The organism is Jeotgalicoccus aerolatus (assembly GCF_014635205.1).
GTDB classification, from domain to species: domain Bacteria; phylum Bacillota; class Bacilli; order Staphylococcales; family Salinicoccaceae; genus Jeotgalicoccus; species Jeotgalicoccus aerolatus.
The window spans coordinates 59,302-81,857 of record NZ_BMCN01000001.1; the positions used below are offsets into that span (position 1 = coordinate 59,302).

The 22,556-nt window shown below is 38.1% G+C and carries 19 protein-coding genes, 9 tRNA genes and 1 pseudogene; 23 read left to right on the forward strand and 6 right to left on the reverse strand.

Annotated elements, in window-relative coordinates; all coding sequences use genetic code 11:
- The first annotated feature begins 38 nt into the window (after nt 1-38).
- The 6 genes from IEU81_RS00390 to IEU81_RS00415 all read left to right on the forward strand — a co-directional run bounded on the left by IEU81_RS00390 (nt 39) and on the right by IEU81_RS00415 (nt 4,813).
- A tRNA-Asn gene (locus tag IEU81_RS00390) sits at nt 39-113 on the forward strand.
- 3 nt (nt 114-116) lie between these two features.
- Nucleotides 117-205, forward strand: a tRNA-Ser gene (locus IEU81_RS00395).
- Between the two features lie 167 nt (nt 206-372).
- Nucleotides 373-630, forward strand: a complete 258-nt coding sequence (locus IEU81_RS00400) for a hypothetical protein (RefSeq protein ID WP_092599046.1) — start codon at nt 373-375, stop codon at nt 628-630.
- A gap of 265 nt (nt 631-895) precedes the next feature.
- Entirely contained in the window at nt 896-2,230 is a 1,335-nt protein-coding gene (locus IEU81_RS00405) for a tyrosine-type recombinase/integrase (protein WP_092599049.1), read from the forward strand.
- Nucleotides 2,231-2,232: 2 nt separating this feature from the next.
- Complete coding sequence (locus IEU81_RS00410; RefSeq protein ID WP_308807819.1) at nt 2,233-4,374, forward strand: site-specific integrase; 2,142 nt, start codon at nt 2,233-2,235, stop codon at nt 4,372-4,374.
- Nucleotides 4,340-4,813, forward strand: coding sequence for a hypothetical protein (locus IEU81_RS00415; RefSeq protein WP_092599052.1), 474 nt, complete (start codon nt 4,340-4,342; stop codon nt 4,811-4,813). Before IEU81_RS00410 ends, IEU81_RS00415 begins: the two co-directional genes overlap by 35 nt.
- Nucleotides 4,814-4,939: 126 nt before the next feature.
- Here the strand turns inward: IEU81_RS00415 and IEU81_RS00420 are convergent.
- The 4 genes and pseudogenes from IEU81_RS00420 to IEU81_RS11075 form a co-directional block, all read right to left on the reverse strand.
- Nucleotides 4,940-5,104, reverse strand: a pseudogene (locus tag IEU81_RS00420) (tetracycline efflux MFS transporter Tet(L)); the annotation flags it as partial.
- 276 nt (nt 5,105-5,380) lie between these two features.
- A complete protein-coding gene (locus IEU81_RS00425) occupies nt 5,381-6,100 on the reverse strand; it encodes a sulfite exporter TauE/SafE family protein (protein WP_186089775.1) in 720 nt (239 codons plus the stop codon).
- A gap of 36 nt (nt 6,101-6,136) precedes the next feature.
- On the reverse strand, nt 6,137-6,811 hold the full coding sequence (locus IEU81_RS00430) for a C45 family autoproteolytic acyltransferase/hydrolase (protein WP_308807829.1): 675 nt from the start codon (nt 6,809-6,811) through the stop codon (nt 6,137-6,139).
- Complete coding sequence (locus tag IEU81_RS11075; RefSeq protein ID WP_308807820.1) at nt 6,733-7,167, reverse strand: C45 family peptidase; 435 nt, start codon at nt 7,165-7,167, stop codon at nt 6,733-6,735. Before IEU81_RS11075 ends, IEU81_RS00430 begins: the two co-directional genes overlap by 79 nt.
- Before the next feature lie 250 nt (nt 7,168-7,417).
- On the opposite strand from IEU81_RS11075, the gene IEU81_RS00435 reads away from it, so the two are divergent.
- Nucleotides 7,418-8,134: a deoxynucleoside kinase gene (locus tag IEU81_RS00435; protein ID WP_092599061.1), complete on the forward strand. Its 717-nt coding sequence runs from the start codon at nt 7,418-7,420 to the stop codon at nt 8,132-8,134.
- 174 nt (nt 8,135-8,308) lie between these two features.
- A complete protein-coding gene (locus IEU81_RS00440) occupies nt 8,309-8,509 on the forward strand; it encodes a cold-shock protein (RefSeq protein ID WP_092599064.1) in 201 nt (66 codons plus the stop codon).
- 242 nt (nt 8,510-8,751) lie between these two features.
- On the opposite strand, the gene IEU81_RS00445 is transcribed toward IEU81_RS00440, so the two are convergent.
- Nucleotides 8,752-9,615: a VOC family protein gene (locus tag IEU81_RS00445; RefSeq protein ID WP_186089776.1), complete on the reverse strand. Its 864-nt coding sequence runs from the start codon at nt 9,613-9,615 to the stop codon at nt 8,752-8,754.
- A 129-nt stretch (nt 9,616-9,744) separates the two neighbouring features.
- Here IEU81_RS00445 and IEU81_RS00450 point away from each other — a divergent pair, with 129 nt between their 5' ends.
- Complete coding sequence (locus IEU81_RS00450) at nt 9,745-10,068, forward strand: winged helix-turn-helix transcriptional regulator (RefSeq protein WP_092599070.1); 324 nt, start codon at nt 9,745-9,747, stop codon at nt 10,066-10,068.
- Between the two features lie 36 nt (nt 10,069-10,104).
- Here the strand turns inward: IEU81_RS00450 and IEU81_RS00455 are convergent, their stop codons facing one another.
- Nucleotides 10,105-10,671: a thermonuclease family protein gene (locus IEU81_RS00455; protein WP_092599073.1), complete on the reverse strand. Its 567-nt coding sequence runs from the start codon at nt 10,669-10,671 to the stop codon at nt 10,105-10,107.
- Nucleotides 10,672-10,805: 134 nt separating this feature from the next.
- On the opposite strand from IEU81_RS00455, the gene IEU81_RS00460 reads away from it, so the two are divergent.
- From IEU81_RS00460 to IEU81_RS00525, 14 genes are all read left to right on the forward strand, one after another.
- Nucleotides 10,806-11,537 (forward strand): MerR family transcriptional regulator, encoded by a 732-nt coding sequence (locus tag IEU81_RS00460; protein WP_186089778.1) that lies wholly within the window; start codon nt 10,806-10,808, stop codon nt 11,535-11,537.
- Between the two features lie 139 nt (nt 11,538-11,676).
- Nucleotides 11,677-11,748, forward strand: a tRNA-Met gene (locus IEU81_RS00465).
- Nucleotides 11,749-11,768: 20 nt separating this feature from the next.
- Nucleotides 11,769-11,844 (forward strand) — tRNA-Asp (locus tag IEU81_RS00470).
- 20 nt (nt 11,845-11,864) lie between these two features.
- Nucleotides 11,865-11,937 (forward strand) — tRNA-Phe (locus tag IEU81_RS00475).
- Between the two features lie 20 nt (nt 11,938-11,957).
- Nucleotides 11,958-12,031: transfer RNA gene (locus IEU81_RS00480), tRNA-Gly, on the forward strand.
- Between the two features lie 10 nt (nt 12,032-12,041).
- A tRNA-Asn gene (locus IEU81_RS00485) sits at nt 12,042-12,116 on the forward strand.
- Between the two features lie 4 nt (nt 12,117-12,120).
- Nucleotides 12,121-12,192: transfer RNA gene (locus IEU81_RS00490), tRNA-Glu, on the forward strand.
- Between the two features lie 38 nt (nt 12,193-12,230).
- Nucleotides 12,231-12,318 (forward strand) — tRNA-Ser (locus tag IEU81_RS00495).
- Between the two features lie 457 nt (nt 12,319-12,775).
- Nucleotides 12,776-14,188, forward strand: coding sequence for a DHA2 family efflux MFS transporter permease subunit (locus IEU81_RS00500; protein WP_231957106.1), 1,413 nt, complete (start codon nt 12,776-12,778; stop codon nt 14,186-14,188).
- 410 nt (nt 14,189-14,598) lie between these two features.
- Nucleotides 14,599-16,164, forward strand: coding sequence for a fatty acid degradation protein FadX (gene fadX / locus IEU81_RS00505; RefSeq protein WP_186089779.1), 1,566 nt, complete (start codon nt 14,599-14,601; stop codon nt 16,162-16,164).
- Nucleotides 16,165-16,181: 17 nt separating this feature from the next.
- Nucleotides 16,182-17,696, forward strand: coding sequence for a long-chain-fatty-acid--CoA ligase FadD (gene fadD / locus IEU81_RS00510; protein ID WP_186089781.1), 1,515 nt, complete (start codon nt 16,182-16,184; stop codon nt 17,694-17,696).
- Between the two features lie 48 nt (nt 17,697-17,744).
- Nucleotides 17,745-18,950 carry an acyl-CoA dehydrogenase FadE gene (fadE, locus tag IEU81_RS00515; protein ID WP_186089783.1) on the forward strand — a complete coding sequence of 402 codons (1,206 nt, stop codon included), beginning with the start codon at nt 17,745-17,747 and terminating at the stop codon, nt 18,948-18,950.
- Between the two features lie 48 nt (nt 18,951-18,998).
- Nucleotides 18,999-21,257 carry a 3-hydroxyacyl-CoA dehydrogenase/crotonase FadB gene (gene fadB, locus IEU81_RS00520; RefSeq protein WP_186089785.1) on the forward strand — a complete coding sequence of 753 codons (2,259 nt, stop codon included), beginning with the start codon at nt 18,999-19,001 and terminating at the stop codon, nt 21,255-21,257.
- Nucleotides 21,258-21,289: 32 nt separating this feature from the next.
- On the forward strand, nt 21,290-22,474 hold the full coding sequence (locus tag IEU81_RS00525; RefSeq protein WP_186089787.1) for a thiolase family protein: 1,185 nt from the start codon (nt 21,290-21,292) through the stop codon (nt 22,472-22,474).
- The last annotated feature ends 82 nt before the right edge of the window (nt 22,475-22,556 follow it).

A 22,556-nucleotide genomic window follows, 5' to 3' on the forward strand; every position in this document is an offset into this window, starting at 1 on the left:
CTATAATGAATCTTGTTCAGTTGAAACATACATACTATTCCACAGTAGCTCAGTGGTAGAGCTATCGGCTGTTAACCGATCGGTCGTAGGTTCGAGTCCTACCTGTGGAGCCATATGGGGATGTACTCAAGTGGCTGAAGAGGTGCCCCTGCTAAGGGCATAGGTCGCATTGCGCGGCGCGAGAGTTCAAATCTCTCCATCTCCGCTTATACAAGCTCAATTCCAAAAGGAATTGAGCTTTTTTTGTGCCGAAATTTACATAGATTAAATTTTGTCATTTTACCTCCAGTTTTTACTCTTAAATGCGAAAGGAATTAAGTATTTAATTTACATCAATGGTGTTATGCTTAAACCATCAAGAGGAGGAAATTTGTGGATAACATTTTAAATTTAATTAATTCTAAGTACTGGGTCATCGTTACGTCTACCGATAATGAGATCGTTTTTGCTACGGAGCGTCACGAGTACACCATATACAAACGCCCGATTTTCGGGTTTCGTTTCACAGTTTCATCACTCATTCATATTGAGCGCCATGATATTATTTTTAAAGATGAAGAGGAATTAATTTCATTTATTAAAACAAATAAGGCTTCGTGGGAAGAGAAAGTCATTTCTCCGATCGCATAACCGCTTTTTAAATACAGCAAAATAAAAAGCCACCTACTCTGTAATATTAAAGACAAGTAATTATACATGATGTCTTATTACATCATATCTTGTTTATAATGTTACACACATTATAAAAATGCACATTACTAAGAGTTAACTTTAGTGGTGTGCACTTTTGTTTTAACTACCTTTTTTCCTGTTTTATTAAAGAGTTTAACATTTTACAATTGCTATGAAAAAACATTATAATGGAATAATTGTTCTTTTTTAAGGGGGCTAATAATTGTATTGGTATGAGTATTGTCCAAAACATGTTATAAGTAAATATCAGCTATTAGTATTTAAAGATAACCAACCCTTTCTACCTTTGACAGATTATTATCAAGATTGTTTAGGGAGAATTGATAAGAGTTCAGCAACATCTTATTTAAGGTGCTTATTACCCTTTTTCAAGTGGCTTGAGGAAGAGAGTAACTATCAGGGAAACCCAGTCCAATGGAATGATTCAGAAGAGAAAATACGTGTGGCTGTTGAAGATTACTTACTGTATGAAATGAGATGTAAGATTCGTGATAAAGATTCGTTTCGTTTTGTAAACTTAACAAATAAAAGTCCTAATACTATAAGCCGTTTTTTATCAGCATTAAAATCATTTTATAAGGCTATGATTCGTTTAAGGTACTATCCATACTATAACCCTTTAATTGATGGACAAGCTATTCTGCATATCTATAAAGATGAATTAAAAGGTGTTCGAGAAGATAAACCTAGAATGCCTTCAGTTGCAGGAACAGAAGACCCTATCATTCATCGAAGATTAACAGATTCCTATTTCAAAGTCATCAATGAAGAATGGCAGCCTCAAATTATTGATGATATGAATTTACCTTATCAAGTTTATCAAGCAGGGAAAAAAGTAAATTGGTCGCAACGTGAAATGATCGTAGCTCGTATGCTATTCGAAACGGGAGCAAGGGCATCGGAAATTATTGAACTAACTGTTGGAGATTATCGTCAGCGTAAAAGTCATCAAGAGGTCAGTACGTTTAACAAAGGGAGTCATGGTAGGAAGATCAAGTTCCTACGTTTTAGTAAAGATACAGTCAAGCGATTGTTTCACTATATATACACCGAGAGAAAATCCTATGATGAAAACCATTTAGAATTTGACCAATTACCTGATGATGCACCAATCTTCTTATCTGCAAATGGCACACCATTTACTTATCACGCATGGTACTATCATTGGAATCGAGCAATGATTGTCAATGAAATGAGTTTAAATCCACATAAAGCAAGACATTGGTTTGTCACTTCCCGCCTAAAAGAAATCTATAATGTTTCAAAAAATGAAGCTGAAATTCAACAGCGTAAAAATGAATTAATTAAATACATGAAATGGAAAAATCCAGATACCATGAATGTATATGAACATCATTTTGACGAAGCAAAACATCGTGAAGCTCATGAAAATATGCTGGAACAAATGGCACAAGGAGAGCGAGAATACACCAAACAACGTAAATCCTCAAGAAAACTAATGCCAACAGTCATCGAAACAACAAATATTGAATTGGTTGATGAAGAGTTACAAGAACTATTAGAAGGGTTGGAATAAAATTGGCTGACACAATGCAACTAAGACCATCAACGGAATGGTATGATAAATGGATTGGTAAAATGGATACAAAGCTAATGTGCCTACAAAATTGCCGAAATGAGTTTTTAATCGACAAGGTAGATGAACGGCTTTTTATCTACCTTAATAGGAATTGCTTAAATTTTGATTGGAAGAATCACCTTTTATTAATTATATTAATTGAAACAACTCAAAAAAAGGATGTCGGCACTACACAACGGATCATCGGGACCTTAAACACACGATTTAAAGATATTTTTACTAATTTTAATATTACTAGACTTTTAGATTTCGATGTGAATGTTCATTTATATTCATATTTGAAGAGTGAAATCTTTCCTAACGATTCTAACAACAAAAGGTTTGATTTATGGCGCTGCTATAGTGTAGCTGAGTACCATACAAAGAAATGGGTTTATAACAACTTATCTTTTGAGGAACAAGAATATTATAAAAAGTTTCTATTGCAACCTACCACATTTGATTCAAGAGATTTTTCATTCCGAAAGTTAGCACTAGAACACGCTCAAGTTATACGTAAAGACGAAACAGATGCTATTGTGCCAATGCTTCCAACGATACGTGCAGAAGCAAACTTACGATGGAATCAAATGAAAAGGCTACGTGAAGCCTTTCATCAACAAATACAAGAGGTAGAAACTAAATCATTATCACTGCCAATTGAATTTTTTTATGATGAACCTGAACGTATCGGAGAGCGATTTCATTTTCGTTTATGGGATAAACCATCCTTTGTATTGCACCACCAGACACATTTTTCGAAAAGTGTTATAAAGCAAGCAACTCAGAGGAAATTAACTTATTCTAATAAAAATAATGCTTATTTCCTAGAATTTATTCGTGCGGAATCACTTGAGGGTGAATCAGAAGGAGAAGGTCTCTGGTTTAACGAATTGATTGAATTTAATGTTCTCGGATATTGGTTTAAAAATAGACCAATTGAAGAACATGAGCGTATTCTAAAGGTTTTATCTTTATGGGGCTACGAAAATGAACATGGGCAAAATCCTACTTCATTTTCATCTAGCCATAAAGGCATTTTAACACCGTCACTTTTTATAGCTTTGAACAAATACAAAGCACAAGGTTTATTGATTGATGTAGAGCCATTTTACGCCGCTTGCACATTTGGTCTATTGGCTACGGATATTTTAACAACCACTGGTGCAAGAATTAATGAATTACTTCAAATCAGTAATACGAAAGAATGTATCCTTATAAAAAAGGTTAAAGAGAAGTTGCATTTCTCATTTAAAGTTATCCCTAAGGGACGAGATTCTATAGAAGAATTTTATATAAGCAAACAGACTATGGAGCATATTCAAACCGTAGCAAGACTGTTAAAAGAGCATTATGCTACCGAGAAAATACCGAGTAATTTATATAGAGGTGTTAGAAGGCATCTTTTCCCTAAACCTATGCCCTATTATTTTCAATACGAAGGTAAGGTGATGAAAAAGGAAACTATATATAGTTGCATTAAATTTCTTCTTCATGGATTGGTTTTTGAAACACAGAGTGGTAAGCCTGTAACAATCAAGACGCACCTTTTACGCCATGCTTTTGCAACAGAAGCAGTCCAGCGACAAAACGTGAATATTGATATTGTAGCAAAGATGTTACATCAAAAGGATTTGAATGTAACATCTTATTACTCCGAACCGACGCCATCACAAATCTCTGAATCAGTAAGTGAATTACATGATGTTATTTCAAGCTATGTTGATATTGATGATGCGTATTTAAGAAGCCCTAAAGAGCTGCAACAGCAATTTGATGAACATGCTGAAAAGGTTGGGGTGTATAACAAAGTATTAGGTGGTACGTGCGTAACTGATTTCGTGTGTCCAATTAAAATGCAATGTCTAGGTTGTAAAGCAAAAGTGCCTGAACCAGACCAAGAGGATGAACTTTTAGAAGTTATTCAATTATCAAAAGATATGGAGAAACGCTTTAAGAGTATCGGATTAGAAGTTGAAGTTCGTAAAGCAAAAGAAATGGCGAAGCAAGCTAAGATCGAATTAAAAGAGATTGACTTGATAAAACAATATAGAAAGGAACGTCATTATGAAACAGCAACAAAGCTTAACCCATTCAGATAAGCGGCAATGGCTCCATAAAGTACATAAGCAACGTAAAGAGCGTTCACTTACTATCGGTATTCAAACAATTGATTTTCTATTAGAACAAACGATTCCTGTAACATATCACAACATTAGTGAGCACTCAAAAGCATTTGATGAAAAAGGAAAAGGCATCCATCAAAATACGATTAAACGAAACGGGGAACTACATTCTTATTATCAAAAGCATAGCAGAACGTATAAAGTAAAAAACACACGTAAAAATCCTGTAATACCTTCTATATTTGACGAAGCATCTTTAAGAAGAATTTCGTCTGAACGTGATGTAAGCATCGCTAAAAAGAGGTATATGCAGCTTTCGAAAGAGGAATTGGCAAATAGATTAATAGCAGTTGAAAAATACGTTGCAGAAAATCAAGAGCGATGGGTAACTAACCAATTTGAGCAGTTCAAATAGAACATTAATAATATACAAAAATAGCCTTGTTAAAAATAATTTAACAAGGCTATTTTAACTATCTTGTTCAACTAACGCGCCCGATTGCTTAAGAAAGCTAGAAGTCATTTAATTTATCTCTGGTATTCAACTTTTAAATTGAATTTGTCTTCGTTTATATACATTCAAGGTGATCAGCCAACTAGTGACAACGACTCCTGTAAAAAGGAATAGCATATTACTATACAAGTAAGTGGATTGATCAAGGTCCATAGGTAGCAACTTCTGATTCAGTAAGCGTACATCCGTTAAATGGCCCGTTAGTTGAAGAACTATTTATCATCATAGTACCATAGTAAAGTATTTAGAAGGCATTAAGAATAAAGTGCTACACATTATGGTCTGGAAACGACAATAGAAGATCGTCTATTGACAATCTTCTATTGTCCAACTAATGCTTATTATAATGTTGCACATTATATAAAAGATACTGATATATTAAGTTCTCTACATTATTTATTGACTTTTAATAAAAATTACAGGCGGCTGATTTCTTCATATTTTATCTTCTTAATATTAACCATTCTTTTAAATACTCGTTACTATAAGATAAATTCCAGTTAATATTAAAATGACATATGTAATATATAAAAATAGTTCTTGGCTGATTTTTTTAAAGATCAGCTGACCGATAACGACACCGATAAAGAGTGCCGGCAGCGCCAGCAATGACATTTTCCATATTTCTGTATTCGTGCCGCCAAATGTGATCTGCATCAGCAGACTTGCAGTATAAGCAAATAAATAGAAGGCAAGTGTCGTACTTCTGAGTACGGTTTTATCGATTTTTGCACCAGCAAAGTAGAGCAAAAGCGGCGGACCGGGTACGCCGATACTTGTCGTTAACAGCCCCGACAAACCGCCCGCAGTATAATCTTTCTGGGGGCTTCTTTTTATTGTGAAATTGCTGATGAGCATGACTGTTAAGATGAGTATCATGATGCCAACTGTCAGTGTTAAAACACTAGTATCCATGAACAGGTAGAGTAGGAGGCCGGCAATCAATCCGGCGATACTTCCTTTAATAAGTTTCTTCATAAGATCTGTGTCAACTTCACGGCGTATTTGGTAAATCATTACTGCTGATAAACAGATTGAGAGTATGATGTTAATCTGAATGGCTTCATGAAAGGGCAGTATGATAAGTAAAAATGGTGTGCCGATAATTGAGAAGCCATACCCCGTACTGGCCTGCAGTGATGCAGCGATGATTACAATTAAAAATAATATTAGGATGTCTTCATTCATATTTCATCAGCGCTCCATCATCTGCGTGTTTAACATTTACTCCATATTAACAAAGGGTTTATCAAAATCCAATTCACCTTTTATTTTTGTAATGTTAATGTTTTCTCCCTGCAGCCATTTTTTAAAATCAAAGATGACCGGTTTTCTATCCAGTCCTATCACAAAAAGCGTTTTAAGTGTTTTTGGTATATAGACTGAAGTATGAATCGTTCCGGCTGAGGCATCGTATTTTGTTGAAGCGATATCTTCATCGAGACTGTTCATTATTTTAAAAGCTTCATAGCTTGAAGTGGTGTGTTGTTGCTTATTTATGATATTTTCTTCACGCTGTCGTGTTTCTTCTTGTCTGTAGCGGTTTTCTTCATACAGCATATGGAAGTAATTGGTACATACATTGGACTGTCTGACTGCAACGTTTCTCGGAGATGCTTCGATGACGTAGGACACGCCGTTTGAATCCTGGACAACGTAACTGAATGAATGTCTGTGGGGAATATCTTTTAACAGTGCAATAGCTTCATGAACGTCTGCACATGTTTCTAAAACCAATCTAGCAATCATACTGCACATAAAACCGTCAAAGGATTTTTTGGTATGTGTAAAGTTATAGCCGATCACGAGCCCCTTTTCATTCATACCGTCATTACGCTCTGTAATTTGCATCGTCGGGCCCATAAAAGCATAGCCGCCGTCAGCTGGCTGGAAGAAAATATACCTGCCTTCATAGCCTCTTGGGTGACTGTCGTAATTTCTGACTCGGTAAATATGGAGCAGCCGCTTTTTGGCGTTTCTAAATAATAGCCGCCGAACATTTTAAAGGCATCTGCCAGACTTACTTCTAGCGCATCTGCCAGACCGTGAATTTCATCGATTAAAGCCGGTGCAATATCTTTAATTATATTTATAGAAGTGTCTGTATCAGTAATAAAATGGCGTTTAGACCGTTTCCCCCATTGTTTTTCACGATTCGGTAAAATGGGGGAGTATTTTAGCTGCTCACCCTGATAATGACCGAAGTCATAATGAGTGCCTCTGAATTGCATCACATCACTGTAATAAGATTGCATAATTGAACTACCTCTTTCTTATAGTAAGACCAGTGTATTATGAAATGAAAAAAGCTGGAAATGATTAGCTTAATCAATAAAATAAAAGGAGTATTTATTCTATTAATTACTAAAGTAACTTGTATGGATAATTGCACAAATATATTTCTCAAAAGTATCTGTTTATCTGGTAAAATTATTAAGGCTTAATTTTGATTGGAAGAAATCATTAACGACAGTTTAAGAATAATAGATAAATTTGGTGAATAAAATGAACCATGGAAAAGGTGAAGGTATATTGATTACATTAGCAGGAACAATCGGAGCAGGAAAAACAGAGTGGGGAAAAGTAATCGCAAAACATTTTGATGTTGATTTGCTGGAAGAAAAAGTTGATGGCAATCCATTCCTGGAAAAATATTATGATGAACCGGAAAGATACAGTTTTCATCTGCAGGTATTTTTCTTAAACCATAGATTTAAAGCGATTAAAAGTGCCATGGCACATCCAAATTCAGTATTAGACCGTTCTATATATGAAGATGCGATGATATTTGCAAGACTTCAGTATGAAAATGGCTCTATGGACAAAGCGGAATATGAAACGTACTTAGACCTGCATGAAAATATGATGCAGGAACTGAACGATTTGTATAAACAGCAGGTACTCTTTAAAAAATCACCTGATTTAATGGTGATGGTTCATGGTTCATTTGATGAAGTCATGAGAAGAATTAAAAAACGCGGCAGAGATTTCGAACAGATTGACGGCAACCCTGAGCTTTATAAATACTATCAAGATCTCTATGATATGTACGAAAATGAATTTGTACCTGAGTACATTAACAAAGGTATTTCACCAGTGTATGTTATAGATATCGATAAGATGGATTTATACAATCCAGAGCATGTCAATGAAGTGCTGGGCGGTATAGAAGAGACCTTGAAGAACGATCGCGGCTTTGTATATCCGGAAGAAATAGAATAGTTTTTAAATATATTTTTAATAACTGTTGACAAAAGAACAAAAGCACTGTAGTATATGAAGAGTAGTTTTTAATCAGCAAATATTTTAATTGTTTCATTCGTTTGAAAAACTCTTAAAATTTTTACATTAACAATTGCAAATATTTAAGTGCAAAAGCACTAGGAGGTTTTTTCTATGAACGAAGGAACAGTAAAATGGTTTAACTCAGAAAAAGGATTTGGATTTATCGAACAGGAAGCTGGAGACGACGTATTCGTACACTTCTCAGCAATCCAAGCTGATGGTTACAAATCATTAGAAGAAGGACAAAAAGTTAGCTTTGAAATCGAAGAAGGACAACGTGGCCCACAAGCTACTAACGTCACTACGATATAATATAGAACTTTCAAGAGACAGCTTCGGCTGTCTCTTTTTTTATGATCTTTTTCAGCAAAAAGAAAAGCCATACCCTGGGTCTGGGTATGACTTTATGAATGTGTAACGATAGATTAAAGTAGCTGAAAATGATTTTTATTAATAAGAGGGGGCCTATTAATTTCTAACTGATAATCATTTTCAATTACTAATATACAATACGCATTGAGAATGAGTCAAGCCTAATTGAGAATCTCTTTCAATTAATTGTGTCTGTTTTGTGTCTGCATTCTAATATGATTACCTGATGGATCCTGTGTTGAGATATAGCCGGCTTCTTTATTCGCAGTGAAGCCGAGAGCGGACAATCTGTCAGCTGCCAGGTTCATCGCTTCAGCTGTTGGGTAGACGACAGTAAAGTAATCCAGTCCGATACTGCCTTTTTCAGATGCAGCGGCACCCAGTCCGTTCCAAATATTCGCTGCGATATGGTGGTGGTATTTCTCACTGCCCATGAATAATGCCTGGCCGCCGAAGTTAAGTATAACTTCGAAGCCTAGTCCTTCAATATAAAATTCATCAGTTTTTTGAAGTTCGCTGACGTGAAGGTGAACGTGTCCCATAACTGTATCTTTCGGCAGACCTTTAAAGTCTGCAGGATCAGGTCGGTCTTTAAGCAGATCTTCTGCATTAAGCTGTTCAGTCACCATGTGAACCTGGCCGTTATTCCAAATCCAGTGTTCAGGCGCTCTGTCGATATAAATTTCAATGCCGTTGCCATCTGGATCATCCAAATATAATGCTTCACTCACATGGTGGTCAGCCGAACCGAGCGGTATTCTTTTTGAAGCAAGATGCATCGTCATTAAAGCAAGATCAGCTCTTTCGGGTAAAAGCAGGGCAAAATGATAAAGTCCTGCAGATCTTGGGTGCGTGCGTTCTTTATCAACCTGGTTTAATATAAGAAGAACATTGTCACCATCAGCTGTTAATTCAGCGTAAGTTTCGTCCTGCTTCAGTACTGAAAAACCAATTGTTTTAGTATAAAACTCTAATGAACGATTTAAATCCTTAATATTTAATGATACTGTTTCTACATATGTTGCTTTGCCACTATGGAATGTCATAGTATTTCCTCCTAATTGGTAACTTAATGTAACCTAGTGTATAATGATTATCACATTATATCAAGTAATAAATTTTACTTTTATTATGTGATGATTTGTGCTATTATATTTTAATAAGGAGTGATATATATGTCCCAAAACGAAATGTGTCCTCGCTTTGAAAAAGCGGTAAATATATTAAGCCAAAGATGGACAGCGCTTTTGATTTACCAAATGCTGGATGGCAATTCCAGATTCGGTGAAATTCAATCAGCAACTGGTGTCAGCGGCAAAGTATTATCAGATCGCCTTAAAAGTATGGAACAGGAAGGGCTTATAAACAGAGAAGTGATTCCTGAAACCCCTGTCGTGATTAAATATACTCTGACAGAAAAAGGACTTTCACTTGAGCCTGTACTAAGAGATATTGAAAAATGGTCTCAAAACTGGATCGAAGAAAAACAAGAAGCTTAAAAAACCTTGAAATCCTATTAGGATTTCAAGGTTTTTTTACTGTTCAGACCACATGCCGGCACCGGCTTCTTTTGCTTCATCTTCAGCATCTCTTAGAAGATCTTCGTACTTATCGTTTGGTTCGTGAACATAGTCTACTGAAGCCAGACCTTCTCTAACCAGTGTTTCATTGACCATTTCTCCGTCAGCATAGACGTATGCTAAATACCTGTCGTAGTGATCCTGTTCTTCTTCGTCGAACTCGACAGTAATCGTATCCGCGTTATCAAGAAGCTCCTGAGTGCGTTCAAAGGCCTCAGCAGCATACGGTTCATCTTCCTCACCGTCTCTGCCGATTTCCGGTGTGTTAATAATTAAGTATCTAAAACTTTCTGAGCTGCCATTGTAATTAAAACGTGTCGTATCTCCGTCGATATGCTGGTCGACAGTCACTTCATTCTCGCCGCCGGACTGCTGTTCATTACTTTCCCCTGAAAAATTATCATTATAAACTGTCACCCCAATAAATAAGAGGAGTATGACAATCATGCCCGGAAGGCCTAATTTTTTTAAATGCCTCGGCCGGATAAATTTATTATTTTTTTGATTATTATTGTTCGCCATTCGATTCTCATCCTTTATAAAATCTGTATTACCTTTATATTATAGTTAATAAGGTCTTAAAACAATTATAATTTCAGTGTTGACCCTGACTTTACGTGATACTTTATACTCGAATTAAAGAGAGGTGAGAAGAAATGAGAACTAAGGAATTAGCCGATATTGCGGGCATCAGTGTCAGAACTTTGCATTACTACGATACGATTGGACTTTTGAGCCCTGAAATTGATCGGGAAAACGGCTACCGTAATTACAGTGATCAAGATGTTTCAACACTGCAGCAAATATTGTTTTTCAGGCAGCTGAATTTTAAGCTGACTCAAATTAAAGACATTCTGAACAGTCCGAAATACCATCAAACCGAAGCGCTGTTAGAGCAAAAAGATATTATATTAAAAGAACAAACACGGCTGAACAATATATTGAAATTAATCGATAAAACGATTCAAGCCGAGAGAGGAGAAATCACAATGACAAATGAAGAAAAATTCAGTGGAGTAGACTTTTCACACAATCCGTATGAACAGGAAGCGAGAGAAAAATGGGGCGATGAGAAAGTAGAACAAGCGAATCAAAACCTTAAAAAAATGGGGGCGAAAGAAGCGGAACGCGAGTTTGATGAGATCTATACACAGCTTGCTGATTTGAGACACTTAGACCCGGAATCAGATGCAGCCCAGCAGGAGATAGGAAAATGGTATGACTTTTTAAATAAAGTAGGGGAATATACACCTGAAATGTTTAAAAATCTGGGTGAGATGTATACAGCAGATGAGAGATTTACAAAAAACATCGATAAATATGGTGATGGTCTAGCTGAATTTATGAAAGAAGCTATGACTGTCTATTATGAGCAGCATAAAAAATAATTCCTTATTTAAGGAATTATTTTTTATTAATTAAGAAAGTGTAAATTTGTTATATGAAAATGGTTAAAAAGACTTGAAAAATAAGGATGAAACCTATAGTATATATAACAGACATTAAATATATGTTAAATAATATTGGCGCGGGATGGAGCAGTGGTAGCTCGTCGGGCTCATAACCCGGAGGTCGTAGGTTCGAATCCTTCTCCCGCAATTTTTAAAATACATAAGTGTGGTCCCGTGGTGTAGCGGTTAACATGCCTGCCTGTCACGCAGGAGATCGCGGGTTCGATTCCCGTCGGGACCGCCATTTAAAACTTCATATATTCAGGTTCAGTAGCTCAGTTGGTAGAGCATGTGATTGAAGCTCACAGTGTCGGCGGTTCGATTCCGTCCTGAACCATATTTGCTTTATTACCTTTAGCGGGTATAGTTAAATGGTATAACCTCAGCCTTCCAAGCTGATGTTGTCGGTTCGATCCCGTCTACCCGCTCCATATGTATTATTCCACAGTAGCTCAGTGGTAGAGCTATCGGCTGTTAACCGATCGGTCGTAGGTTCGAGTCCTACCTGTGGAGCCATTTTGGCCCGTTGGTCAAGCGGTTAAGACACCGCCCTTTCACGGCGGTAACACGGGTTCGAGTCCCGTACGGGTCATACTCAGAAGTGTAATCGCACTTCTGTTTTTTTATTCTGGACAGTTGGCCGAGCGGCTGAAGGCGCACGCCTGGAACGCGTGTAAACGGCAACCCCGTTTCGAGGGTTCAAATCCCTCACTGTCCGTTAATACATTTTAAATCTCTCTCAATTTTTTTGAGGGAGATTATTTTATGTCTCTATTAAATATTTCATATTTTTTTACAGTAAGTTTACTTAAAAAATATTGATTTTTTTGACGTTATCATAGCAATGGCAGAGGATGAGGTGCTATGCATTGACTTGCTTGCGTTTAGAAAAGAATAAAAAAATAGAGTTAAGAAATGCAATCGGTTACAAATAAATCACTGAATCCGTAAGTATATAAATTTATGGTATTTATTTGAAAATATATGTCTAAGATGTGAAAAGTGCTAATAAGACAGTGCAAATTTCCTTAGAGATTCAATGAGAGTGTTTGTTATAGTATTTAATAGACTAATAAATTTCATCGAAAGACCGTAATCACAGGTATTCTATTCCTCGTTTTATGTGTTGCAGAAAAATTTTTAGGTCAATATATATAGAAGAGGAAGTTATAAATTTGGAATCACATTTAAAAGTAAGTCACCCTAAGTTGATGGCAGCTGTTTTAATGTTTGGATCATTCATCGGTTTGTTCGCTGAGACAGCTTTGAACATGGCACTGACTGATATTATGGAGGATTATTCGATTATTGCGAGTACAGGGCAATGGCTGACGACTGGTTATTTACTTGTCTTAGCAATTCTTGTCCCTTTATCGTCATATTTAGTCAGATGGTTTACAACGCGTCAGCTCGTCACAGCAGCCTTAATAATATCTACAGCAGGTGCGTTATTTGCTGTTGCTGCTTCAAGTTTTTCAATGCTGCTGATCGGACGTTTAGTTCAAGCGATTGGGGCAGGGATATTTCTGCCGCTGATGTTTAACGTCGTACTAATGATTTTCCCTATTCATAAACGCGGTGCCGTTATGGGGATCGTCGGTTTAGTCATCACAGCAGGACCTGCGCTCGGACCCACATTGAGCGGTTTGATTATCAGTGTATCCAGCTGGAAATATATCTTTGTAATTATGATGGTGTTAAATATTATTTTATTAATCGTCGGTGCACCGAAAATGGATAATGTTTCGAACATTACTAAACCGAGAATCGATATATTATCTCTGGTTTTATCGACAGTTGCTTTTGGCGGAATTGTTTACGCATTGGCAACATTGGCAGAATTGCCGCTGTCTGACATCAGTATTTGGCTGCCGCTTGCAGCAGGCATTATAGCCTTAATATTGTTTACTTTACGTCAGTTTAAAATGACTGAGCCAATGGTGAATCTGAGAGTCTTTAAATACCCGATGTATACAGTCGGTACGATTTTGATGATTGCTACATTGTTTATCATTTTAACTGTGGCGATCCTTTTACCTCTATATCTTAAGAGTGTATTAGCTTATACAGCAATTGCTGCAGGACTGTTGATGCTGCCGTCAAACCTTTTGAATATTATTTTGTCGCCGATTGTCGGATCCAGTTTCGACAAAGTCGGCGCGAGAGTCTATACACGTATCGGGTTTACACTGATTACAATCGCAGCAATCGTTCTTATAGTAATCATTTCGTCTACAACACCCGTATGGCAAGTGGTTGCTGTACTTTGTATATTATTTGCAGGGGTTGCTATGACTATTATGCCTGCACAAACCAATGCTTTAAATCAGCTGCCGCCTGAATTGTATGCAGATGGATCTGCAGCAATGAATACTTTAACTCAAGTGGCAGGTGCAGCAGGTACAGCTGTTGCAATTACAATGTTCACTGCTGGACAGAATAAGTATATTGAAGAATTTGGCGCTGAAGTCCCTGTTGAATTTTTAGCAGGCGGTATCAACTACGCATTCTACTCAGTATTAGTTACAGGTATTATCGGGCTGATTCTTTCATTCTTTGTTAAAAACAGCCTTCCAAAAACTAAATAGACAGAAACCCATTATATTTTAAAATATAGTGGGTTTCTTTTTTCGATTATTAATTAAAAAATAGAGTGGTGGACGGACCAATTTCTAGTTCTTGGCCATTTTTCAGGTATAATGTCAAGTCATAAATATTTCATATTGATGATGGTAACATTTTCTGATTATTCATTTATGGGTTTTACTATAAAACAGCTTAGTATCAATGATATCAGTAGTTACATACTAAATAATAGAAGTTGGTACTAAGACTAAGTATGAAATAATATAATATAAATTTTCATTAAATTATGAAATGAAAACGTTTACAAAAAGTAAAGACGATGATACATTTGAAAATGTGAAGGGGATAAAAACAGAAAGGGTTATATTCAAAGATTTTCATCTGAAATATAACGATGTCGGGAGAATAGAATATGGAGATTATTTCATATAATGATTTAAGAAATATTATTAAACGCGGCGACGTTATTTCCATCGCTGCTTTATCTGCAGGCAATCTTCCTATGGAAGTGCTGAAGTATTTAGCGGAACAATACGATGAAGATAAGAAGACAGACAATTTAACTTTTGTTGTGTCGAATGATATTAGTGATTTTGATGATGGTTTCGATTTAGATTCTTTCGTTTCAAGAGGAATGGTTAAAAGAATTATAGCGAGCCTGGTAATTGCTTCACCAGTCACGGTCGAAGCAATTAAGAATAACAAAATTGAAGCATATTTTCTGCCTCAGGGTGTTATCGCTACTTCATACCGTGAACAGGCATCTTCTTCACCAGGCATGATTACTAAAATCGGATTGAACACAGTAGTAGATCCCAGAATATTCGGCGGCAAAGTCAATGATCTGACTCGTGAGGAGTTAGTTTCTTTAATTAAAATTAATAATGAAGAGTATTTACATTACGACTTTCCGAAAATTGATATTACACTTTTGCGGGGGACATATGCCGATGAGAGCGGAAATATTTTTATGACTCATGAATCTCATCTCGGTGAAGGTTTCAGTGCAGCTTCCGCAGCAAGACAAAACGGCGGGAAAGTCATTGTTCAAGTGAAGGAGATTATTAAAAAAGGCGACTATAAGCCGAGTGACGTATTTATTCCTTCAGAACTTGTCGATTACGTCGTTGTTAATAAGAATCCAAAATATCATAAGCAGGTGATACAGACATATTACGATCCCGCTTTATCCGGCCATCACAGAATTGTACAGAGCAAGGAGAGCTTTTTAGAATTTGGTTCCAGAAAAATTATTTTAAGACGTTCGGCACAGTTTTTAAAACCGGGACATGCGGTGAGTATCGGCTACGGTATAAATAATGAATTATCAAATGTACTTCGTGAAGAGCAGGCAGAAGAGCTGGTCAAATTGAATATTGATACCGGTATATTTGGGGGAATAATCGGCAGCAGAAATCACTTTGGCATGAACTACAATCTCGATGCGAGAATGCGTCACGAAATGACATGGGATTTCATATTCAACGGCGGCCTCGATATTGCATATTTAAGTTTTGCTGAAATTGATCAGTCCGGCAGCGTCAATGTATCGCAGTTTGGGGACAGAATGAATGGCAGCGGCGGTTTTATCGACATCAGTCAGACTGTTAAAACATTAATCTTCTCAGGAACGATGGTCGTTGGGAGCGAATCGCACTGTGAAGATAATGAACTGATTATTGACCGTGAAGGCCATTCTAAAAAGTTTGTAGAAACAGTACAGAGTCTCGACTTTAATGCAGCGTATTCCAGAGAGCTGGGTCAGAATGTATTTTACGTGACAGAACGTGCAGTATTTCAGCTGACTGATTCAGGATTGGAGCTGATTGAAATCGCTCCGGGGCTGGATTTGAAAAAAGATGTACTGGATCAAATGGCTTTTAAACCCGCAGTAGCTGAAAATGTAAAAATAATGAATAGTCAATTGTTTCAGGAGACTTGGGGAGAGTTAAGGGAATCAATTAAAAATAATCATTAACAAAGGGGAAGATACAAATGAATTATGATTGGATTAAAACAAGATCAGATTACGATGAAGTCAAACCGGCAATTATAGATCCTGCAAAGGGGACGCAATGGTCATATCAGGATTTAAATATACGTGCAGAAAATCTGGCCAATTATTTACAGGATCAAGGTGTTAAACGCGGAGATGTCATTGGGGTTTTTGCACCAAATGATGTTGCTGTATTTGATTTACTTTTCGCTTCTTTTAAACTCGGTTCAGTTTTCCTGCCGATGAACTGGCGGTTAAAACCTCAGGAAATTCAGAGTGTAATTGCTGACTCCGGCGTCAAAATGATTTTTTACTCACTGCGACATAAGGAAAGTTTAATTGGTACACCGGAAGAAATACTGCACATGGATATTGATTCAGCAGAATACGATGAAATCTGTAATCCGAAGTCGCATCGACCATTTGAATCGGTAGATGTTGAAAGTGATGATCTCGCGTCGCTGATGTACACCAGCGGTACGACAGGACTGCCTAAAGGCGTCATGTTTACTTATGAATCATTTGTATCCAATGTAATTAACGCTGCTTTAACGTATAAAGTTACAGGAGACCAGACTACTATTATTTCAACACCGACATTCCACGTTTTAGGCTTGAATGATACAGCACTGCCTCTAATTATGGCAGGCGGAACACTGGTGCTGCATCGTTACTTTGATGGTGCACAGTTGAACGATTTGATGAGCCAGTTTAAACCGGATTATCTGATTATGATTCCAACGATGTATTATGGCATGCTGGTTGCAGATAACTTTGATATTAAGAACTTTGAAAATATTAAATATCTGATTCAAGGCGGATCTTCACCGCTGCCTGCTGTACAGAAAAAATTCGAAAGTATGGGACATACGCTGATTAACGGTTTTGGTTTAACAGAAGCGCCGTTGACTATGGTTAACACGCCGCATCATTCAAAAGTTAAGCCGATGACAATCGGTAAATCGATTATGTACGTCGACAGCAAGCTGCTTGATGAAGATGGCAATGAAGTGAGGATTGGCGAAATCGGTGAGCTGGCAGTGAAAGGTAAAAACGTTACGCCGGGCTACTGGAACAAACCTGAAGAAACAGCGAAAATATTTAAAAATGGCTACTTGCTGACAGGAGATTTAGCTAAAAAAGATGAAGACGGAGATATCTTTATCGTCAACCGCAAGAAAGAATTGATCATTACCGGCGGTGAAAATGTCTTGCCTTCAGAAGTTGAATCGGCTTTATCTGAACATCCAATTGTCCGTACTGCTATTGTTGTAGGGTATGACAGTCCACAATACGGTGAATCAGTATCCGCAGCCATTGTGCTGGCAGAAGAAACGGAGAATTTTGAAGAGATTCTGGACAAACATGTCAGAGAACGGATTGCAGGGTATAAAATACCGAGACTTTACATGCAGATGAAAGACATTCCATTGAATTCTACATCTAAGCCGGACAGACTTGAGATTCAAAAATTGATGAATGAAAAAGCTAAAATACTGCAGACGGAACTTTAAATTTTTTTAATATAAATTGAAAGCGTTATCAAAAATGGAGGAAATATAATGAGTGAAAAAATTGAAACTTTAAAAGAATTGTACCCGGAAGATTTAATGAATGTATCACATGAATTAACGGATGGAGAAGTGAAATTTTTAAAACAGCTGAATGATTTATTAGAAAGCAAATACCGTGAATCTATTAATGATCACTGGGCGAATGCTACAGTACCTGAAGACTTCTTTGATGATATGGGCAAGCTGAACTACTTTAGAAATCCGCTGCTTTTCGAAGGACGTGACGGCGCTAAAATGCCGAGTCAGCTTTTCCAGTTCTTCATGTCATATACTGTAGCCCGGTTCGATGTATCTTTAGTGACTTTACTCGGTGTACACCAAGGGCTTGGCCATAATGCTTTCTTATTTGGCGGCTCAAAAGAACAGGTGGCTCACTATATTCCTAAACTTCAATCGCATGAACTGAGAACGTGCTTTGCACTGACAGAACCTGAACACGGTTCGGATGTCGCAGGCGGCTTAGAAACGACAGCAAAACGCCAAGGCGACGAATGGGTCATTAACGGTGCGAAGAAATGGATCGGCGGAGCGAATGTTTCTGATGTTATTCCTTTGTTTGCAGTAGACGTTGAAACTGGGAAACCAAAAGGATTTATTATCCGTCCTGAACAGGAAGGTGTAGAAATCGATGTCATTGAAAATAAAATTGCGCTTCGCATTATTCCAAATACCAATATCCGTTTAAATAATGTAGTGGTCAAAGAGTCTGACAGACTTCAAAATATTAACAGCTTTAAAGATATTGCTAAAGTTCTTTATTCTACACGTGCAGGTGTGTCTTACATGGCGACAGGTGCGATGGCAGGCGCGCTGCGTGCAACACTCAATTACGTGACTGAACGTAAGCAGTTCGGCAAAGAAATCAGTAAGTATCAGCTGATACAGGAAAAACTTGCAATGATGCAGGGGAATCTGTCACATGCCATTGCCTTATCTGCACAGCTTGCACGCATGCAGGAGAATGGTGAATACGACGAAGTTGCAACGTCGACTGCCAAAATGATGAATGCATTAAGACTGCGTGAATCGGTATCTATGGGACGCGGCATTACAGGCGGCAACGGAATTTTAGCAGAGTATGATATTGCGAGATTCTTCTCTGATGCCGAAGCAGTTTACACTTATGAAGGGACTCACGAGATCAATGCACTGGTGATCGGAAGAGCATTAACAGGCGACTCGGCTTTCATTTAATTCTAAGTGTTTACACGTATACAGATAATTTAATTTGGAGGGTTTTTCATGACGATAAGAAAAGCAACCGTGCTGGGCGGAGGAGTAATGGGCAGTCAAATTGCTGCCCTGCTCGTAAATGCAGGATTAAAAGTAAAAATACTCGATGTAGTCATCGATAAAGAAGATCCAAATAAAATTTCCAGAAAGTCTTACGAAACAATTACTGATAAGAAGAGGCCGCATCTATTTGATTTGGATTTTGCACCGAATTTAACATACGGTAACTTTGACGACGATTTGCAGGGAGAAGATGACTCTGATATTTATATCGAAGCGGTCAAAGAAGAGCTGGATATTAAGCATAATGTATGGAAACTAGTTAAAAAAGTAGCGAAAGACAATGCGCTATTTGCGACGAATACATCTGGAATTCCGATTGAATATATCGCGAAAGTATTCAGTGATGAAGAACGCCAAAGATTTTTCGGCATGCATTTCTTCAACCCGCCGCGCATTATGAAACTGGTTGAAATCATTCCGCTGAAAGATACAGCAGAAGAATCTGTTAAAGCAGCTCAGGATTTTGCTGAAAATAAACTCGGAAAAGGCGTTGTTATAGCCAATGATGTACCGGGCTTTGTTGCTAACCGAGTCGGGACTCAAACGATGAATGATATTATGCACCGGGCTGAAGCGCAGGGGATTTCTATATCTGATACCGATGCATTAACCGGCAGAAGTATAGGGCGTCCAAGTACAGGTACTTACGGACTGAGTGACCTTGTCGGTATAGATATTGCAGTCACAGTCACTAAAGGTCTGCAGCAGGTGCCGGGAGAAGAGAAGTTCTTCCACGACACAAAAATAGCAGAAAAGTTAGTAGAAAATGGTGCGCTCGGCAGAAAGACAAAAGCAGGCTTCTATAAAAAAGTTAAAAACCAAATTCTCGTATTCGATCCAAAAAGCAACGACTACGTGGAACAGTCAAAACCTGAATTTCCGATTCTAGGAAAATTCAGCAAAGATTTAAAAGCAAATATGGATGTTATCTTTAATGCCGATGATGCAGCCGGCTTGTTCATGTGGGAAACAATGAGAAATAATTTCTACTACTCAGCTTTAAACGTGCCTAAGGCAGCATCGGATTATAAAGATATCGACCGTGCTCTAGTATGGGGGTTTAACTGGAAAAAAGGACCATTTCAGCTTTGGGATATGATGGGCTTTGAGCGTGTTAAAGAACGGATGAAAGCGGAACTGGGTGAATTGCCGTCCTGGATTGAAGAACGCACAGAGCCATTTTACGGAAACGAAGAGACGATTGAACGTATCACGCCGGTCAGCCAGTTAATTGAGAGTGAAATTTGGAATCGTGAAGATTCGAACTTGTCTGTTGTCAATACAGATCAGCTGCTCTTAAAACTCCAAAGCGGCAATAACATTATATCTGACGGTTTTGCTAAAGATTTAATTGAGGCAGTGGATTTACTGGAAACTGAAGATTTTTCAAGTATGGTTTTATATGCTGACGGCAGAAACTTCAGTGTCGGTGCCAACTTATATATGATGAAAAAAGCACACGAAATGAAGCAGGTCGATGAATTGGTCGGTCCGGCAATCGATACGCTCCATGAAAGCTTCAGCAGACTGAAATATGCGCTGAAACCTGTCGTTACTGCTGTACAAGGAAGAGCACTCGGCGGAGGCTGTGAATTAGTGCTGCACTCGCCATTTGTTGTGGCAGCGAGTGAAACGTATATCGGTATGGTTGAAGCAGGTGTGGGCCTCCTGCCAAGCGGCGGCGGTCTTGCTGAAATGTCAGACCGTATACTCAGCACCAATCATAAGACGGATGACAAGCAGCAATCGATGAGTGATGTGCTGATGAACATCGGTATGGCAAAAGTATCGACAAATGCTTATGAAGCAAAACGATATGGTTATTTAAGAGATACCGACTCTATTATTCTGAATACTGAAAAACGTGTCGAAGCAGCTTTAAATAAGGCGCGTTTGGAATCCGAAATGAACTATATTCCTAAACCGAAAGACAAGTACATTGCTTTAGGCAGTGACTTTAAAGCGCTGGCACAAGGTATGCTCGATGCTCAGCGGCTCGGACACTTTATCAGTGATCACGATTACGACATTACACTGAAAATTGCCGAAGTACTGTCAGGTGGAGATGTACCGCGCAATACGTATGTGAATCAGCGTTATTTACAAAAACAGGAAAAAGTACGGTTCTTAGAACTGTTGAACAACGAAAAAACATACGCGCGTATCAGCTATATGCTTGAAACAGGCAAACCGCTAAGAAATTAGGAGAAGGTATAAACCAGGAAGGATGAAGATAAATGCAGGATGCATATATAGTAGCTTACGGAAGATCCGCTGCCGGCAGAGCCAAAGGCGGTGCGATGTTCCACGACAGACCTGATGAAATCGCAGCACAGGTATTAAAAGGTGTGCTGAACAGGGTGGACGGTAAATTCAGCCCGGATATGGTTGAAGATGTGATTGTGGGGAACTCGTTCCCTGAAGGACTGCAGGGACAAAACATAGCACGTTCTATTGCTTTACTTGCAGGTATGCCGAATGAAGTACCAGGGCAAACAGTCAATCGCTATTGTTCATCAGGACTTCAAACGATTGCCATTGCATCAAATCAAATTATGGCAGGTCAGGCAGATGTACTGGTTGCAGGTGGTGTAGAGCTGATGAGTGCTGTTCCTATGGGCGGTAATGAGCCGACAAACAGTCCGGTCTTACAAGACAAAGACTCGGGAGTATCATATCCGATGGGCCTAACAGCAGAAATGGTTGCTGAAGAGTATAAAGTTACAAGAGAAGACCAGGATGCATATGCTGTTCAAAGCCATCAGCGGGCGAAAGCAGCCCTTGATGCAGGTCGCTTTGAAGATGAAATTATACCGCTCGAAGTCAACGATGTATCCTACAATGAAGACGGTCCGGTAATATCTAAAAAAGAATTTAAAACAGATGAACATATTCGTCCGGATACGAACATGGAAGGACTGGCAAAACTGAGAACGGTCTTTAAAGCAGATGGGACAGTAACAGCAGGAACATCGGCACCATTAACAGACGGTGCAGGATTTGTAGTAATTATGTCAGGCGATAAAGTTAAAGAACTTGGTGTAACACCAATAGCAAAATTCGTCGGCTTTAAAGCAGTCGGTGTCGATCCGAAACTTATGGGAATCGGTCCGGCATATGCAATACCGGAAGTGCTGGAACAAGCTGGCTTAACAGTTGATGACATGGACTTAATTGAACTGAATGAAGCATTCGCTTCACAAACAGTAGCCTCGATTAGACAAGCAGGACTCGACATTGAAAAAACAAACGTCAACGGCGGAGCTATTTCCCTCGGCCACCCGCTGGGCGCATCAGGCGCTATGCTGACGGCAAGACTGCTTGCTGAAATGAAACGTAGACCTGAATCTAAATACGGCATGGTGACTATGTGTATCGGTGTCGGTATGGGTGCAGCAGGAATATTTGAATACGTAAGATAAAAATAAACTCTCCGGAATTTTACCGGAGAGTTTATTTTAGTTTAATTATTACTTCATTTGGATTACAAGACTGAACCTGGTT

Bases quoted from the DNA above. Each gene is read 5' to 3' on its own strand.
- IEU81_RS00415 (WP_092599052.1), top strand. From the start codon at position 4,340: ATGAAACAGCAACAAAGCTTAACCCATTCAGATAAGCGGCAATGGCTC.
- IEU81_RS00425 (WP_186089775.1), bottom strand. From the start codon at position 6,100: ATGAATGAAGACATCCTAATATTATTTTTAATTGTAATCATCGCTGCA.
- IEU81_RS11075 (WP_308807820.1), bottom strand. From the start codon at position 7,167: ATGCAATCTTATTACAGTGATGTGATGCAATTCAGAGGCACTCATTAT.
- IEU81_RS00435 (WP_092599061.1), top strand. From the start codon at position 7,418: ATGAACCATGGAAAAGGTGAAGGTATATTGATTACATTAGCAGGAACA.
- IEU81_RS00440 (WP_092599064.1), top strand. From the start codon at position 8,309: ATGAACGAAGGAACAGTAAAATGGTTTAACTCAGAAAAAGGATTTGGA.
- IEU81_RS00445 (WP_186089776.1), bottom strand. From the start codon at position 9,615: ATGACATTCCATAGTGGCAAAGCAACATATGTAGAAACAGTATCATTA.
- IEU81_RS00450 (WP_092599070.1), top strand. From the start codon at position 9,745: ATGTCCCAAAACGAAATGTGTCCTCGCTTTGAAAAAGCGGTAAATATA.
- IEU81_RS00455 (WP_092599073.1), bottom strand. From the start codon at position 10,671: ATGGCGAACAATAATAATCAAAAAAATAATAAATTTATCCGGCCGAGG.
- IEU81_RS00460 (WP_186089778.1), top strand. From the start codon at position 10,806: ATGAGAACTAAGGAATTAGCCGATATTGCGGGCATCAGTGTCAGAACT.
- fadX (WP_186089779.1), top strand. From the start codon at position 14,599: ATGGAGATTATTTCATATAATGATTTAAGAAATATTATTAAACGCGGC.
- fadD (WP_186089781.1), top strand. From the start codon at position 16,182: ATGAATTATGATTGGATTAAAACAAGATCAGATTACGATGAAGTCAAA.
- fadE (WP_186089783.1), top strand. From the start codon at position 17,745: ATGAGTGAAAAAATTGAAACTTTAAAAGAATTGTACCCGGAAGATTTA.
- fadB (WP_186089785.1), top strand. From the start codon at position 18,999: ATGACGATAAGAAAAGCAACCGTGCTGGGCGGAGGAGTAATGGGCAGT.
- IEU81_RS00525 (WP_186089787.1), top strand. From the start codon at position 21,290: ATGCAGGATGCATATATAGTAGCTTACGGAAGATCCGCTGCCGGCAGA.